Origin of the sequence: Candidatus Phycosocius spiralis, from assembly GCF_030158815.1 — a bacterium.
Taxonomy (GTDB): domain Bacteria; phylum Pseudomonadota; class Alphaproteobacteria; order Caulobacterales; family Aquidulcibacteraceae; genus Aquidulcibacter; species Aquidulcibacter spiralis.
This window is the reverse complement of sequence record NZ_BPFZ01000002.1, coordinates 37,584-52,844: the sequence shown is the minus strand read 5'-3', so window position 1 is coordinate 52,844 and position 15,261 is coordinate 37,584. Positions and strand designations below refer to the sequence as shown.

Below are 15,261 nucleotides of genomic sequence, written 5' to 3'. Positions count from 1 at the left end.
TTATGCAGTTAAAGCGATGCGGGTGCGTTGCCATATTTCAACTGGACTAAAGGCTCTTTGCTTGGTCTCGCGCTCTATATCCACACGCGCAGCATCGGCTGAATCAAGTTTGTCTGGGGTAAGGGTTTGTGGTTGAGGTGCCGACTGTTCCCCCCCATGCTGGTGCTGTGCATGGCCTTGATCGCTCATAGAAAATGACAAGCCATTTTCCTCTAGCTCCAGACCTGAGTCCATCAGGGCGCGCGCTAAGTCTCGCGCCGACCGGGTAAGGTCATTGAGGGCTTCAGCTCGGTCGGTACTGACGACAGCGCGAACTTTTTTATTGGCACTGACTGTCAGGCGAACATCGACTCGCCCCAATTCAGGGGGGTCAAGGCGCAATGTGAATTCCTTCATCCCATTATTGTATCGCCTCATCATTGCGGCTGCCAAAAGGGGAATGGTTTGGGGCCCAAGGCTTGGTGGTTTGTGGGAAACATCACCCCCAGCCACTACGTTAAGAGCGTCACTTCTGCTCGCCGTGGTAACCCCGTCGCCAGATCCGATCAATGGAGCAGAAGATGCTATACTCTCTATGCCTTCAACCTTACTTTGGCTATCTTTCGGGCCTGACTTGGGGGTTGACCCAATCAAAGCACCCGTCGCTAATCCCATAGCTTGTCCTGAGTTGGTCGTTTGCAAGAGGCTAGGATCAGGGGTAGGCGTGTTGGTTCCACTCGGGCCTCCTTGGGTGCCAGTATTGATGGTCCAACCAGCCGATCCATTCCCTTTGAGTGCGTTCACGTGCGAGTTGATCATCTCGCCAGCACGCTGAGCACCAGGCCCCTTGGCTTCACCCCCGATTTCAAGCTTAAGGCCTATAGCGTCGATTTGTTTGGTTCCTGGGCTGGAGTAAGAATCGGTCCCAGACACAAATGTGGCGGCTGGTGGGGAAGGTGGTTCGGAAAGATATCCACCCCCTATCTGTTGTTCATGCAATTGGGCACTCATTTTACTCCAAGCATTGGCATCAGCCCCTTGAAAGGGGTTGGACACCACCGCGGCCTGAGCATTCGCCAGATTATTTGATTGAGTATTTGCCTGGGCACTTATGTGGGTTGGGAATAGGGCCTTTGCTCCATCAGCAATTGGCGTTTGGAGGGATTGAAGCAGCGACAATTGGGCCGCATCTGTTGTTTGAGTGGCTGGCTCTGGGCTCATAGTCTGCAAACCAAGCCCAGCAAGCATGGCCATCAATGCAAGATCATCGGATTTGGTACCCGCTTGCGGCCCCTTGCTTACCCCCTGCTCGGTCAAGGCGGGCGCAAGTGGTGGCGTTGGCGTGGTGGGAGTGCTGAGACCATCCGGCGGAGCTAGACTGCGTGTTTCACCAGCCTCATGAGACTGCGCGCCATCGGTTTGGTTGGCATAATGTGCGGCATCTGAAGAGACCATACCTGTCCCATTACCCTTCGATGCATTTGTCTCTGGCTGGCTAGCCCCTTCATCAGGGGTGCGTGGTTCTTGATTGTGGGCAGGGGTTTGGGTGGGCTGGGCCAAGCCAATCATGGTATTTGCAAAGCTTGGGGCTTCTTGATCGTTGCTATCGGAATTTGGACGCGAAACAGGCTTGGCGCGCCGCGATTGGTTCGACCCATCCACTGTATCCAACATCCTTCCCCCAACTTCCAACACTCTTTCCCCCAATGAATGTCCCAACCCATGTTTAGGATCTAATCAGCTTTATGGCTCCGATAAGCCAAGGGTGGCATGTACGTTGGAGCTTTCAGAACCAAACGCATTCAAGTTTTAAGTGACGCGCGGTTTGGCTCTTTCAGAACCAAACGCAATTTAGGTCTCCAGACCCTCTGCCTTCACTACAAAGCCCCAAGGTTATCCTTAGGTTTCGTATGGCCTTCTCACACAGGCAAGCAATTGCTGTGCCAGACGGGTTAGGGATAGGGTTTACTTTCAACTAATTGAAAAATATGGTCTTAATATTGGTAAACACCGTGTAAAGCCGTCAATTGTGTCAGGGCGGCGGCACAGTTTGCCCAGTCGTGGGTGCGATAGGGTCATTGGCAGATCCGCCATAGAGCAGTGCTGAGTATGGCTGGGGGTCATCTCCCTAAACGGCCACACCTAGTCATCAAGTAACACATGTGGCCCAGACATTGCTTAGCTTAAGTCAGTTTGCAATAGCTCAATCCCGAAAGACACGCCATAATCAAACTTAAGATCATGAAAAATATAGATTTTCTAGCAAAATGATCATGTGGGGCGTGCGGACAAGGGGGGTATGAGTAGGAAATAATCACGGTTCCGCCCGGTAAAATTTGCCGGGTAAAAGCGGAGCAAGCGAGAAGAAGAAAGAAAAGGCAAAAACCACATGTCGCTCAACACGATTATGCACATCGCCACCAGTGGCCTCTTCACAAGTCAAAAAGGTATTCGCACAGTCACGCAAAACGTTTCCAATGTGAATACGCCAGGCTATGTGCGCCTTCAACATAATCAATACATTCGTGAGATTGGCGGGACTGGCCAAGGTGTGGAAACGGGATTGGTGACGCGTGCGGCAGACCGCTTTTTAGCCGCTGCCGCATTGGCCGCCTCCAGCAGCGCTGGCAATGCGGGGGGGCGATCAAGTTATCTTGAAAATGTCCAGGCCGCGTTCGGGGACCCTACCAGTTCAGGATCAATTTTTGCGTCCTTAAACCGAACCCTCAAAGCCTTTGAAACCGGTGTTTTAAATCCTGGTTCTACTTCTGCACGTCGTGGTGCCATTTCAGAGTTACAGAATTTTCTCTCGCGGGTGAGCACGATCAGCCAAACCGTTGATGCGGCACGCGTTGATGCCGACCAGCGCGTGAGTGATCAAGTTCAACGCGTCAACAAATTATTGGAAGATATCGCGGCCGCCAATAGCGAAATTTCGCGTGCCATCGCTGTTGGCGACGCGACTGGCATTCAACAGCGCCAAGCTGATATGATCCAAGAATTGTCCACCTATGTGGATGTAAAAGTCATTCAGCGTCCGGAGGGAACCTCTGAAATTAGAACCAGCAGTGGTTTGTTGCTGGCAGGCCATGATGCCGCTAAACTCAGCTTTACGCCTTCAGGCACTGGCTCAAACATTTTTGATCGCATAAAGATTCAATATGGCTCTGACCCAACTTTGCGGGAGTTTGAGCCTGATCTACAAAGTGGCTCATTACGTGGTTTGCTCGATGTACGCGATCGAGATTTAGGCAAGATCGCCCATAGTTTAGGTGAATTAGCAGGGGGCTTCACTGACGCACTTAATGCCGTGCACAATCAAAATGCTACTTTGCCCCCTTTGTCATCGGCCAAGGGAGCCGACACAGGACTTATGTCGACAGATGCCTTAGGTTTTACGGGTAAGACCACCATTGCCGTGGTCAATGCCGACGGTCTATTGGTCAGCAAGGTCGAGATTGATTTCGACACCGGTGCCATCACCGTCAATGGTGTGCCTTCAGGATCAACTGGAACGACTATTGGCTCCTTCGTTACCGCCCTTAACGCAGCGCTCGGCTCCAATGGCACAGCCACCTTTATCAACGGTCGGTTGCAATTGGAAGCTGCTCCCCCTGTGCCAGCAACAAGCAAGCCCAATGGATTTGTGTTTGACGAACCAGAAACAGGAGGTAGCAAGCGTGGAAATCGGGCATTTGCCCATTTCTTTGGCCTCAATGATCTGGTGCAATCAGGAAATCCAGTGAATTATGTCACGGGCCTTAGGGCAACAGACGCTCATGGCTTTGTCGCAGGTAGCGTTATCAAAATGCAATTGGTTAGTCCTAATGGCGGCTTGACCACCCAAAAATCAATCACCATCCCACCTGGCAATATTGGCGATGTCATGGCAGCCCTGAACGATCCAAACACGGGTCTAGGCCTATATGGAAGCTTCGTTCTTGATAACCAAGGCGCAATGAAATGGGTACCAAGTCCGGGACAAAGTGAGTTACGCTTGGAACTGACTGAGGATGTCGGCCCACGTGGTACAACCAGTCTTAGCTTTGGCGCTCTTTTTGGTATTTCGTCCAAATCGCGTGAACTGCGGGCGCAGAGTATCGCGGTAAACCCAGCCATTGTTGCCGATCCAAACAAGCTGGGATTTGCCCGCCCGGATGTCACAAACGTCTTAGTCGGTGGACTGGCGGTGGGCTTAGCCGATAGCCGTGGGGCGCAAGCCTTGTTTGACACCTCTAAAACTAAGCTTTCCTTCCTAGAGACACCCAATGGCGAACCACGCTTTATGACACTTGCCGACTTCACCTCCTCAGTCGGCGGCGACATTGGCCGCGTGGCCAGTCAAGCTAAATCGGACAAGGAAACGGCCGATAGTTTTAAAGACGAGGCCGATGCGCGGCGCGCCAATGTGGAAGGTGTCAATCTGGACGAAGAATTAGTGAAACTGACCACGTTTCAACAAGCCTATTCTGCCGCAGCGCGGATGATCAAAGCAGTCGATGAAATGTATGATACGCTGTTGCAGGCGGTCTAGGTCTTACTGGAACTAATCAAGATCAAAGGAGAGTCACCCATGACACGAGTAGCGACCTATAATCAGTATGTTGGGAGTGCGGCGGGCATGGCTACCGGCCAGGCCAATATGGCCAAGGCACAACAACAAACCTCCACCCAAAAAGTCAGCAATGATTTGCAAGGCTTTGGGATTGAAGCGGGTCGCTTATTGTCGGCCAAAACCTATGCTGAACGCCTAGACACTCGTGCAGAGATTCTCAAAGGTCTAAATGCACGAGCTGAGATTGAATCTTCGGCCTTAGAAGCTGCACAAGCGGCGGTTAAAAAGGTTCGTGAAGGGCTAACCCAAGCTTTTGCTTTGCAAAGTGGCGTTGGTCTCAAAGCCACGTTGGAGCAGGCTTTGAGCGTGATCATTACGTCCGCCAATATCAAGTATAATGGGGAATCGATCTTTGGGGGCGAACAGGGTTTCAATGATCCTCTTGTACCAGCCAGTCTCGATACTTTGGCTGCACAACCCAATACTGACGCCTATTGGCTCGATACTGGACGCAATCGCACCGTGATGATTGAGGATAATCGCGCAATTGAACTTAGTGCTAATGCTAAGGAATTGTTTCGACCATTTGTTGATTTTATACGCTCCATTCGGGTTTGGGAAAATGCCAATGCCCCCTTGTCTGGTAAACTGACGACAGATCAGCAGACCTATGTGCAAAATCTGTTGCCCATCATCGCATCGGTTGAAAAAGGCTTAATCGACAAGTCAGCAACAGCGGGCATTACGGCCAAGCAACTGGAGGTAGCAGCCGATACTAATGATGATCGGCGCGATACGCTGCTTGCCACGATTGGTGGACAAGAGAACGTCAATTTAGCTGAAGTCGCAACCCGTTTGGCGGCGGCTCAGACCCAATATCGGGCTTCTGCTGAAGTCTTTGCGCAAGTGAAGGATCTCAATCTACTGCTCTACCTACGCTAGATTGTGTTTGTGACAATTGTAATTGTCTTGATGGAAGGTGCCACTCTATGAGCATAGGATCCATTGTGCTAGGGCTTCTAAGTTCGCGACAGACCTTGAACCTGTCTCGAAGGAGATGTCATGACCGATGCTACCACCATCCTGCGTGATGGCGCAGTTTCTCACTCCATTCCAGATATCGAGCTGGGTATCGATAAGCCGCGGCAGAACACCCGTGTGGTGGTTGCTATGTCTGGCGGGGTTGATTCTTCCGTGGTGGCTGCATTGGTGCAAGCTTCAGGCTATGAAACCATCGGCATCACCTTACAGCTTTATGACCATGGCGCAGCAGTCAAAAAGCAAGGGGCATGTTGTGCCGGGCAAGATATATATGACGCCCGTCGTGTCGCTGATCAAATCGGTATTGCCCATTATGTCCTTGATTATGAAAGCCGCTTTAAAGAAGCAGTGATCAATCATTTCGCCGATACCTATCTAGCAGGCTTTACCCCAATCCCATGTGTGCGGTGTAATCAAAGTGTCAAGTTTAAAGACTTGTTAGAAACTGCCAAGGATCTTGGCGCTGATTGCTTGGCGACAGGCCATTATGTGGCGCGGGTGGATGGCCCTCAAGGTAGTGAGATGCGCCGCGCAGCGGATGCTTCGCGCGATCAGTCCTATTTTCTGTTTGCGACCACGCGTGAGCAATTGGATTATTTGCGCTTTCCCTTAGCGGGCTTATCAAAAAGTGCTGTGCGTGAGATCGCAGCGATCCTAAATCTGCCAGTTGCGGTTAAGCCTGACAGTCAAGACATCTGCTTTGTCCCCAATGGAAAATATTCAGAGGTCGTTGCCAAGTTGCGCCCTGGAGCGAGCGAGCCTGGTCAGATCATTCATGTCAATGGAGGTGTGTTGGGGGAGCATGAAGGGGTTATTCATTTCACCGTCGGGCAGCGCCGTGGCCTTGGGATAGCAACGGGGGAGCCATTGTTTGTGGTGAAGATCAACGCTGAAACCAAAGAAGTTGTGGTAGGCCCGCGTGCCAGTTTGGCGATCAAGCGCATGACACTCACCGATGTGAATTGGATTGGCGAACCAGTGCAGGGCGAAGATGCATTGCATGGACGGCGCATTTTGGCGCGTGTGCGCTCGACCCGTCCCCCAGTACCGGCTACCTTGCTCATTGGCGCAGGCTGGTCAGTTGAGTTAGACGAACCAGAAGAAGGGGTTGCACCGGGCCAAGCGTGCGTCTTTTACGACCTGCGAGACGGTGGCGACCGTGTTTTAGGGGGGGGGTGGATTGGCATCACATCTAACCAGATAGAAGTTTCTCATCTTCTAGGTTAAGCCAATCTATGGTCCAATATCACCAACCCAAACACCTAAGTGTGCTCCCGCCTATTCTGCGACGCAAGTTAATCATTCCCGATAATCCCCGCGAATTGGGAAGCTTGGTTGTGATCATAGGCCTCGCGATTACTCTGACATGCGCTTGGCCTAATTGCCATGATCTTTATAAACGTATCGGCAAACAACAAGTCAAAGCCAGTTTGGTTGCCGTGGTGCCCTATCGTGCCAACTCACAATCAAGGCTGGTAGGGGTCTATTTATTCAAGGATGAAACCAATAGGTTGGTCGCTGTCCGCGGTAATCGGGTCTATTTAAAGCAAGCAGCTATTCCTCATCAAGCGCGTATTGTTTGGAAGTCAGGGCGCTCGCTTGAGGCCCAAGTGGTGTTTGAGTATCTTGATTATTTGGTGGGTCTGCCGATCGGCCTAGCTGTATTGACTTGGGGTCTGTTCATGCGCACCACAAGGCGGGAATTGATTGAGGCAGGGATGGTCTGCGATCTTGAGGATGAAAGCGCGTCGCGATGAATTATCGCCATGCGTATCATGCAGGCAATTTTGCCGATGTTTGGAAACATCTAGCCCTTGTTTTCTGCCTTGATCACTTGGCTTTGAAGGAAGCGCCGTTTCGCGTGTTGGATGTGTTTGCTGGCATTGGATGTTATGATCTTAAAAGCGATGAAGCCCAGCGCAGCCCCGAATGGCAAGATGGGATTGGCCGTCTATGGGCCGCTGAAGCCCCCCCTGTTGTGCGGCGCTACCTTGAAGCCGTCGTTAGTGCAGGTGATGGACCGATGACATATCCAGGCTCCCCCGCTTTGATCGCCCAAGGGCTACGTAGGCAGGATAAAGGTCTTTTTTGTGAGCTGCACCCAGAAGATTTTCAAGCCTTGACGCTTTATTTTTCGTCCTCCCGCAATCTTAAAATTGAATGTCGTGATGGTTGGGAGGCAATCCGCGCGCATTTGCCCCCGATTGAGCGGCGCGGCTTGGTCCTGATCGACCCACCCTTTGAGCAAAAGGGTGAGTTTGCTCGACTGGTGCAAGCTCTAAATGACGGGCTTGAGCGCTGGGCCACCGGCACCTATATCCTTTGGCACGCCGATAAGGATCGCGATCAAACAAGACACTATCGCGCAGCCTTAGCGCAGACAGGGGCACGACTTTTAGGCGCGGACTTGCAGGTGGCCGCGCCTCATGAGGGGGTAGGATTAGTCAGTTGCGGACTGACCATAGCCAACCCCCCATTTGGTTTGGAGGACGCTTTGAAGGAGGCTGGAGCCTATCTTGCAGCACTTTTTTCACGTGGAAGTGTGTCAAAGGCTGAAATCGCTCAAATTTCTGGCCGCTGGTGAGGTTGCTTCTCGCGCCACTCTCGCGCATAAGACAATAGCAGGTTTGTTTCAACAGCTGATACAACCGCACCGACCCTTCTTTTGGTCGCTCACGCCCCATTCTTTGCGTGCTTGACCAACCGATGTTCATCGTGTGTTGGTTTGTTTTAGACGAAATAACCCTGTGGCGGCGCAACCCTGCTCCGTCGGTTCCCGGGGAATTACATGCGTTTCGACGACGACGACGAAGATATCAAGCCAGGCGACAAGAAGAAGAAGCCACGTGAGCGTGCACGTGGCATGGAAGAACCTTCCTTCGACGCACCAACACCTTCTTTCAACGAGCGTGGATCACGTCGTGATTATGGTGGCAGCGGCTTTGGCGGTGGTTTTGGAGACCGCCCGCCTAGATCCTTTAAGGACCGACCTCTTGGCGGTGGTGGGTTTGGAGACCGCCCTGCTCGGCCTTTCAACGACCGGCCACAAATTGGTGGTTTTAGTGAGCGCCCGCCTAGACAATTTAATGATCGTCCTCAAAGTGGGGGTGGCTTTGGCGACCGCCCATCGCGTCCGTTTAATGACCGCCCGCCACGCCAATATGGCGATCGGCCAAAGGGTGGCAATTCAGGTTTTGGCGACCGTCTGCCACGCCGTGACTTTGGCGGTGGCGGCGGTGGTGACCGTGGTCCGCGCAATTTTGAAGATCGCGCGCCAAGAGAGCCACTGGAAAACCATGAAGGCACTGTGAAGTTCTTCAATGGTGAGCGTGGTTTTGGTTTCATTACCCCCGATGGCGGTGGTGCCGATGTGTTTGTGCACATTTCAGCCGTGCAACGTTCGGGCTTTGAAGCTTTAGAGCCCGATCAACGCATCGCCTTTCAAACTTTGCCAGATCGATTTGGCAAAGGCCCAAAAGCGATCAATTTGTCTCTATTGGATGGGCCATCGCCCGGTGGCACTGCGCGTCCTGCCGCAGCACCTGGTAGCGAGAGCGATGATCAACCCGACATGGGCGATTACGATCCAGAATAGGATTTATCCTGCCTAAGCCCGGACAATTCTAATCGGCTTGCTCGGCTTCGATGATACGATAACGCCGCCCTTGCACACTTACATGAGGCGGCGTTTTTGTGCGTTCAAACGCTTGCCACGCTGGCTCAAGCTCTTTCCAGAAATTGGCTTTTGCACCTTTGCCAACTTGCAGCATTCTAAACGGGCTCATTTGAAATGGGAAAATATGCAAAGGCACACTGGCTTGGCCTGCTCTTAGGGCGAAATACACCATGGTGTACACTTCTTCCATATCCTGATCGGTAAGACCATAATGTCGCCCAGTTGTGCAACCAGCTTGCAGCAAGCTTGGTGCCCCTTTCCACCCACGCTTTTGGTCAAACGCATTGGGCCACCCAAACCCAAGACCCAGATAGGTCACACCCGCTGGGCGTAGCTGGTTTGGCGTGATCGCGTAAAATCCCTCGGCTTGACCCGAATTAGCCGATTGCCTTGGGCCAATCATGCCATTTTTGCCGCATAATTTGACGGTACGTAGCCGAATATAAGCGCGCTGCTGGGCAGGCTTTGCCCAAACTTCTAGCTTGGATTGATCGCGAATGAGACGCAGATAAAGCGGTGCGCCTAAGTTTAGCCCCAAATCCGAATATGCAAAGCTTAAGCGTTGGCGGGTCCGCTCAATGGCTGCGGCTCCAATTGAGGTGACTGGAATTGTGGTCTGGAATAAGTGCTTTTCACTGCGTGGCTCAGCAGGCGCAGGCACGACGTGTTGAGCCACCTCAAGATTGCCAGCTAAAGCCTTTGTCGCACATACCGTCATCCCCAATGCGACCACATAAGCCAGCCAAAGGGCACCAACAGAACGAAACGAACAACAGTAGAAACTCATGGTCGATCTCATTCCATATGATGCCATCAAGGACTTCAGAGTTTCCATACTTAAGCCACCAATCACCGCCGCCCCTATAGGCCAATGCAGGGTAAAACGATATAGTTCTGTCATGGACCAGCTTCACAACCGCATTACCGATGTTCCGGGCTTAAGAATCGGCCATGCTGAAGACGTGCGTGCTTTGACTGGGGTCACGGTCATTTATCCAGATGCCCCAGCCGTGTGCGGGGTTGATATGCGTGGTGGTGGACCAGGCACCCGTGAAACTGATGCGCTGGCTCCTGAAAATTTAGTCGATGCGATTGATGCCTTGGTGCTCTCTGGTGGTTCTGTGTATGGACTTGGTGCAGCTGATGGTGTTGTGGCCAAATTGGGGGCGTTGGGTCGGGGTTTTCGCTTGATGGATTTGCCAGATATTCCACGCTCCCCAGTGGTGCCAGCAGCAATTCTTTATGATTTGGCCAATGGCGGCCAAAAAGATTGGGGTGTGACACCGCCCTATTACGAGCTTGGCAAGGCTGCTTTGGATCGTGTTACTGTTGAATTTGCATTGGGTGCAGTTGGAGCTGGCATCGGGGCACGCGCAGGGCAATTGCGTGGCGGATTGGGCTCTGCAAGTCAGCGCACCTCAGAGGGAATTCATGTGGGTGCCATCGTCGCGGTCAATTGCTTTGGCAGTGTTATCATGCCGGGCACCGACGCCTTTTGGGCCTGGCCACTTGAACAAAATGGCGAGGCCGGTGGGTATCGCCCAGACCCCAGCTTGACTGTGGACGGCGATGATTGGGGTGCCGCAAAAGCTGATCCATCGGGCGCGATGGGCCGCACCAATACCACAATCGCTTGTGTGGCAACCGATGTGGCACTCACCCCCGCACAAGCCAAACGTATGGCGCAAATGGCCAGTGCAGGCCTTGCCCGCGCAATCCGACCCGTTTTTGCCCCCTTTGACGGCGATGTGGTTTTTGCCTTGTCCACAGCCCATCAGCCTTTGGCCGAGCCTAGTCAATTGACCATCACCCGGATTGGTGCTTTGGCTGCGGATTGTCTGGCACGGGCTGTTATGCGAGGGGTATATGCAGCCAAAGACGCTTGATCTTCGTCACAGCCCCGTCTAACACCGCCGCCTCAGCGCGCCCGTAGCTCAGCTGGATAGAGCATCAGACTACGAATCTGAGGGTCGGGCGTTCGAATCGCTCCGGGCGCGCCACGCATTGCTTTTTTTACCATGAGCAAGTCATACCCCGCCGGGTTCTGCTTCCCATTTGCTACCAAATGCCAAAAACCTAACGGAATGATCTGGAACAACTTTTTTCTGCAGTGGTAGCAGCAGTGACCACCAGATTATGGTTAGCAAACGGGCATTGTGGCGCATGTTTGGTATTTACATTCCATTGTGTTCGGTTTGAGTTGTTTCGATATCTCTACAATGTGCCTTTCCTAATAACGTAAAAGCTGCTTTCCTTTAATAACGACTTTCGCTATGAACGCGTGTGTGAATAGTCCAACCTCCGCATCATTTGATATTAGCCCTTCAAATCGGCTGGGCCAACACCGTGAAACGGTCGCTGGCGGGGAAGTGGTGCGCGCCTTTATTCCGCCGCCCTTACCGCCCAATCCGCCGCTTCAGTTGGAGCCCCTGTTCGCCTTATTGGACCGGGCTAATCAAGCTCTGGGGCGACTGGATGGGATGAGCGCCCTTCTGCCGGATACCAAATTGTTCCTCTATTTCTATGTGCGCAAAGAGGCCTTGGTGTCGTCTCAGATTGAGGGTACGCAAAGCTCCTTCACCGATTTATTGCTGCATGAAAATGATCGAACAACGCGGTTTGGCCTTGATGATGTCGAAGAGGTCTCAAACTATGTGGCCGCTATTCAACATGGGCTTTCCCGCCTTAAAGAAGGCTTTCCGATTTCGCTGCGTATGATTTGCGAGATGCATGCGATCTTGCTGCGAGGTGGCCGCGGGGCAGGCAAGCAGCCCGGAACCTTTCGCACCACCCAGAACTGGATCGGGGGTACACGGCCTGGCAACGCTACTTTTGTACCCCCGCCCGCCCAAGATGTCGTTGCCTTAATGGGGCAGGCGGAAGTCTGGTTGCATGGCCAAGGCCAAAATCTGCCACTGCTGGTGCGCGCTGCACTCCTGCATGTTCAGTTCGAGACGATCCACCCCTTCTTGGATGGTAATGGTCGGCTTGGTCGCCTGCTGGTGACCCTGCTCCTTTGCTCTGAAAAGGCTTTGAGCCAACCCGTGCTCTATCTGTCGCTTTACCTAAAGACACATCGGGAGCGCTATTATGAACTCCTCACCAAAGTGCGCAAAGAGGGCGCTTGGGAAGAATGGCTGACCTTTTTTCTCGAAGGTGTGCTTGAGATTGCCATACAGTCAACTGAGGCTGCAGGTCGCATCCTTGCGGTCTTTGCCCATGATAGAGCCCAGATTGAGGCGTTGGGTCGCCCTGCCTCATCGGTTTTACGTGTTCATGTGGCCTTACAAGCAAACCCGATTGTATCGACCGTGCGATTAAAACAAGCTACGGGCCTTACCATCCCATCGATCGCACGCGCGCTTGAAGCGCTAGAGAGGCTGGGAATCGTACGTGAAATCACAGGTCGCTTGCGAGACCGTTTGTGGCAATACAGCGCCTATCTCGACATTTTAAGCGAAGGCGCTGACCCAAATTAATCACCCTGAACTACGGTCTTCTTAATCCAACAAGAATAAGGTTGAAAAGAATAAAACGTTAAAGGCCCATATCACTCCAAAACGTGGAAATTGGATCCATATGCCCCCCTAAAACCGCGCTGCCCAAGCATCGATTGCGTCGTGATGGGTTTGCTTTTCGGCCTGGGTTAGATAGCTGCCCGCAAAACTATTATGGGCGAGGGTAACCAATTCTTCCTTAGTGAGGTTAAGCGCCTCCGCAATTGCGCGCCAATTGGCATTGAGATAGCCGCCAAAATAGGCTGGATCATCAGAATTAATCGTTGCTTTGAGGCCCAAATTTAACATGGTTCGCAAAGGGTGATTGGCAAGATTGTCTACCACACATAAGGATAAATTGGATAATGGGCAGACGGTCAAAGTAAGGCCATTTTGGACGATGCGTTCAACCAAGGCTTTATCTTCAAGCGCGCGGTTGCCATGATCGATGCGGTCAATCTTAAGCACGTCTAATGCTTCCCATACATATTCCGGCGGGCCTTCTTCTCCGGCATGGGCGAACAGATGCAGACCCTTGTTGCGGGCCGCTTCAAAGACGCGCGCAAATTTTGATGGCGGGTGGCCGACTTCGCTGGAATCAAGCCCAACACCAAATATCTTATCAAGATAAGGTTCAGCTGCCCTTAAGGTCGCAAAGGCGGCGGCTTCATCTAAATGGCGCAAGAAGCATAAGATTAGCTTAGAACTAATCCCCAATTGGGTTTGCCCATCGGCTAAAGCCCGTGAGATCCCGCCAATCACCACACCTATATCTATGCCACGATCGGTATGGGTTTGGGGGTCAAAGAATACTTCGACATGACGGCACGCATCACTCGCCACATGGCGCAGATAGGCCATGGTGAGGTCATAAAAGTCTTGCTCGACCTGCAAAACGCTGGCCCCTTGATAATAAATATCAAGGAAATCTTGCAAATTTGAAAAGCTGTAGGCGGCGCGCACCTCTTCAATAGTCTGAAACGGGATCGCGATGTGATTGCGTTGCGCCAATGCGAACATCAGTTCTGGTTCCAGCGATCCCTCTAGATGTAAGTGCAATTCTGCCTTAGGCAGGCCACTGATAAAGCGATCACGATCAAACTTGGGCATCTAGACCCTCAAAGCTGGATATAACGGACGTGCGTGGGCTGCATAAGCCTAACCAATGAGCTGACCTTGTTTTAAACCATAGAAGGTTCCGCGCAACTGGTTTGCCCGATATTGGGTTAATGAAGTTGGGTGGCACCTTAATTGAGCGCATAGGGATCGGGGGCCTTGTTGGAGTCAATGGCTTCGGCCACCGCTTGCCAATAATCGGCTAAATCACGATCGCCTAATGCCGTTGCTTCTGATGCGCGCATCACTGCAATCACAGCACCATCTTCCCCGTAATGACCCTGAAGCAGGCGTGCTGCATGGTAGATTTCGTCCACTTTAAGCACGTTCACCCCCCCATTTTCTGGTGTTGGGTATCAAGGCTGCCTGTTCAAACCTGCGGCAAGTTCACAAAATGCTACCTTAATCCCACACGCTTCTAAGTGAGATAGATCGGCCGCAGGCAAAGGCGAGACTTGGCTCGCACGGGGTGGGGCAATGGGGTCAATATGGACAGGCTTACCGGTCATGGCCTCCACGGAACAAAGGAGCTGTGATGGCGCATAAAGCGTGCCGCTGCCAATATCAAAGAAGCCACCATGCCCTTGCAACGTGACTTGGACGATGGCCGAAGCCGCATCTTCAACATGAACCCAGTCGCGCGCACCTGCTACATCGCTCAAGCTGCTTAAATCCCATATGCCAAGTTTGTTTGCATTGCGGGCTGCGTTTAAGGCGCGCGTTGGTAAACTAGCCCAATCACCCTTGTGGTCCTCTCCAGCACCATAGACAGACGAAAGCCGAAAGCCAGTGCTAATCGGGGGCGCATTGGGACTGTACCCCTGCCGCGCAGCAAACAAATCAAAGGCTTGTTTGGCCCTGCCAAAAGGTGTTGTTGGTTTGAAAGTGGCGATGACATGTGGGTCTGCGCGCCCATCACTTTGTCTATCGCCATAGACTTGGCTTGTGGAAGCCCAGCAGATCGGGCGTTGCTTTGCAGCGGCAAAATCCCAGAGCCGGCGAGGCAAATGATAAGCGGTTTCAAACAAAGCATCACCATCACCTTGGCGATGGCCAGCATCAGCAAAAAGCATAATTGCCCCAACATCGCGCCACGCCCGTTCTAAGTGTGGCAACAAATCTTGCGGTGTCCAAATATCATATAAGTTTGCCGGAAGGCATGTCCATTTTTCAGCACAGACTGGGCCAATGGTGTCACAAATGATGACATCAGCACTTCCATCTTCCGCCAATTGACGTGCCACCGCACTGCCAATCAGGCCGGCACCGCCCACAATCACAAATTTCCGACCTTGAAGCGGCATAAACAATCTATCGCGTGCAAATCTTACACATACAAAAATGTGCGAATTTCACACATTTTAAGAAGGAGTGTAATCAGTGTCCATAGGACAAGG

Annotated in this window: 13 protein-coding genes and 1 tRNA gene; 9 read left to right on the top strand and 5 right to left on the bottom strand. The window is 52.3% G+C overall.

All coding sequences use genetic code 11. The features are described from left to right. Positions 1–1,653 carry a flagellar hook-length control protein FliK gene (locus PsB1_RS01925; RefSeq protein WP_284358708.1) on the bottom strand — a complete coding sequence of 551 codons (1,653 nt, stop codon included), beginning with the start codon at positions 1,651–1,653 and terminating at the stop codon, positions 1–3. Between the two features lie 715 nt (positions 1,654–2,368). On the opposite strand from PsB1_RS01925, the gene flgK reads away from it, so the two are divergent. The 6 genes from flgK (at position 2,369) to PsB1_RS11865 (ending at position 9,170) form a co-directional block, all read left to right on the top strand. Beyond that, a complete protein-coding gene (gene flgK, locus PsB1_RS01920; RefSeq protein WP_284358707.1) occupies positions 2,369–4,513 on the top strand; it encodes a flagellar hook-associated protein FlgK in 2,145 nt (714 codons plus the stop codon). Between the two features lie 39 nt (positions 4,514–4,552). Further along, positions 4,553–5,476, top strand: coding sequence for a flagellin family protein (locus tag PsB1_RS01915; protein ID WP_284358706.1), 924 nt, complete (start codon positions 4,553–4,555; stop codon positions 5,474–5,476). 120 nt (positions 5,477–5,596) lie between these two features. Then, positions 5,597–6,802, top strand: a complete 1,206-nt coding sequence (mnmA, locus tag PsB1_RS01910; protein ID WP_284358705.1) for a tRNA 2-thiouridine(34) synthase MnmA — start codon at positions 5,597–5,599, stop codon at positions 6,800–6,802. A gap of 8 nt (positions 6,803–6,810) precedes the next feature. Next, entirely contained in the window at positions 6,811–7,332 is a 522-nt protein-coding gene (locus PsB1_RS01905) for a hypothetical protein (protein ID WP_284358703.1), read from the top strand. Further along, complete coding sequence (locus tag PsB1_RS01900; RefSeq protein WP_284358702.1) at positions 7,329–8,159, top strand: 23S rRNA (adenine(2030)-N(6))-methyltransferase RlmJ; 831 nt, start codon at positions 7,329–7,331, stop codon at positions 8,157–8,159. The genes PsB1_RS01905 and PsB1_RS01900 overlap by 4 nt, the downstream gene beginning before the upstream one ends. 204 nt (positions 8,160–8,363) lie before the next feature. Further along, positions 8,364–9,170, top strand: a complete 807-nt coding sequence (locus PsB1_RS11865; protein WP_284358701.1) for a cold-shock protein — start codon at positions 8,364–8,366, stop codon at positions 9,168–9,170. A 28-nt stretch (positions 9,171–9,198) separates the two neighbouring features. Here PsB1_RS11865 and PsB1_RS01890 read toward each other — a convergent pair whose 3' ends face one another. Beyond that, on the bottom strand, positions 9,199–10,038 hold the full coding sequence (locus PsB1_RS01890) for a hypothetical protein (RefSeq protein ID WP_284358700.1): 840 nt from the start codon (positions 10,036–10,038) through the stop codon (positions 9,199–9,201). A 112-nt stretch (positions 10,039–10,150) separates the two neighbouring features. On the opposite strand from PsB1_RS01890, the gene PsB1_RS01885 reads away from it, so the two are divergent. From PsB1_RS01885 to PsB1_RS01875, 3 genes are all read left to right on the top strand, one after another. Beyond that, entirely contained in the window at positions 10,151–11,137 is a 987-nt protein-coding gene (locus PsB1_RS01885) for a P1 family peptidase (protein ID WP_284358699.1), read from the top strand. Positions 11,138–11,174: 37 nt separating this feature from the next. Next, positions 11,175–11,251 (top strand) — tRNA-Arg (locus PsB1_RS01880). Positions 11,252–11,536: 285 nt separating this feature from the next. Continuing rightward, positions 11,537–12,730, top strand: coding sequence for a Fic family protein (locus PsB1_RS01875; RefSeq protein WP_284358698.1), 1,194 nt, complete (start codon positions 11,537–11,539; stop codon positions 12,728–12,730). A gap of 108 nt (positions 12,731–12,838) precedes the next feature. Here PsB1_RS01875 and PsB1_RS01870 read toward each other — a convergent pair whose 3' ends face one another. The 3 genes from PsB1_RS01870 to PsB1_RS01860 all read right to left on the bottom strand — a co-directional run bounded on the left by PsB1_RS01870 (position 12,839) and on the right by PsB1_RS01860 (position 15,168). After that, positions 12,839–13,858: an adenosine deaminase gene (locus PsB1_RS01870; protein ID WP_284358697.1), complete on the bottom strand. Its 1,020-nt coding sequence runs from the start codon at positions 13,856–13,858 to the stop codon at positions 12,839–12,841. Positions 13,859–13,995: 137 nt separating this feature from the next. After that, positions 13,996–14,196, bottom strand: a complete 201-nt coding sequence (locus PsB1_RS01865; RefSeq protein WP_284358696.1) for a hypothetical protein — start codon at positions 14,194–14,196, stop codon at positions 13,996–13,998. 24 nt (positions 14,197–14,220) lie between these two features. After that, entirely contained in the window at positions 14,221–15,168 is a 948-nt protein-coding gene (locus PsB1_RS01860; protein ID WP_284358695.1) for an NAD-dependent epimerase/dehydratase family protein, read from the bottom strand. Between the last annotated feature and the right edge of the window lie 93 nt (positions 15,169–15,261).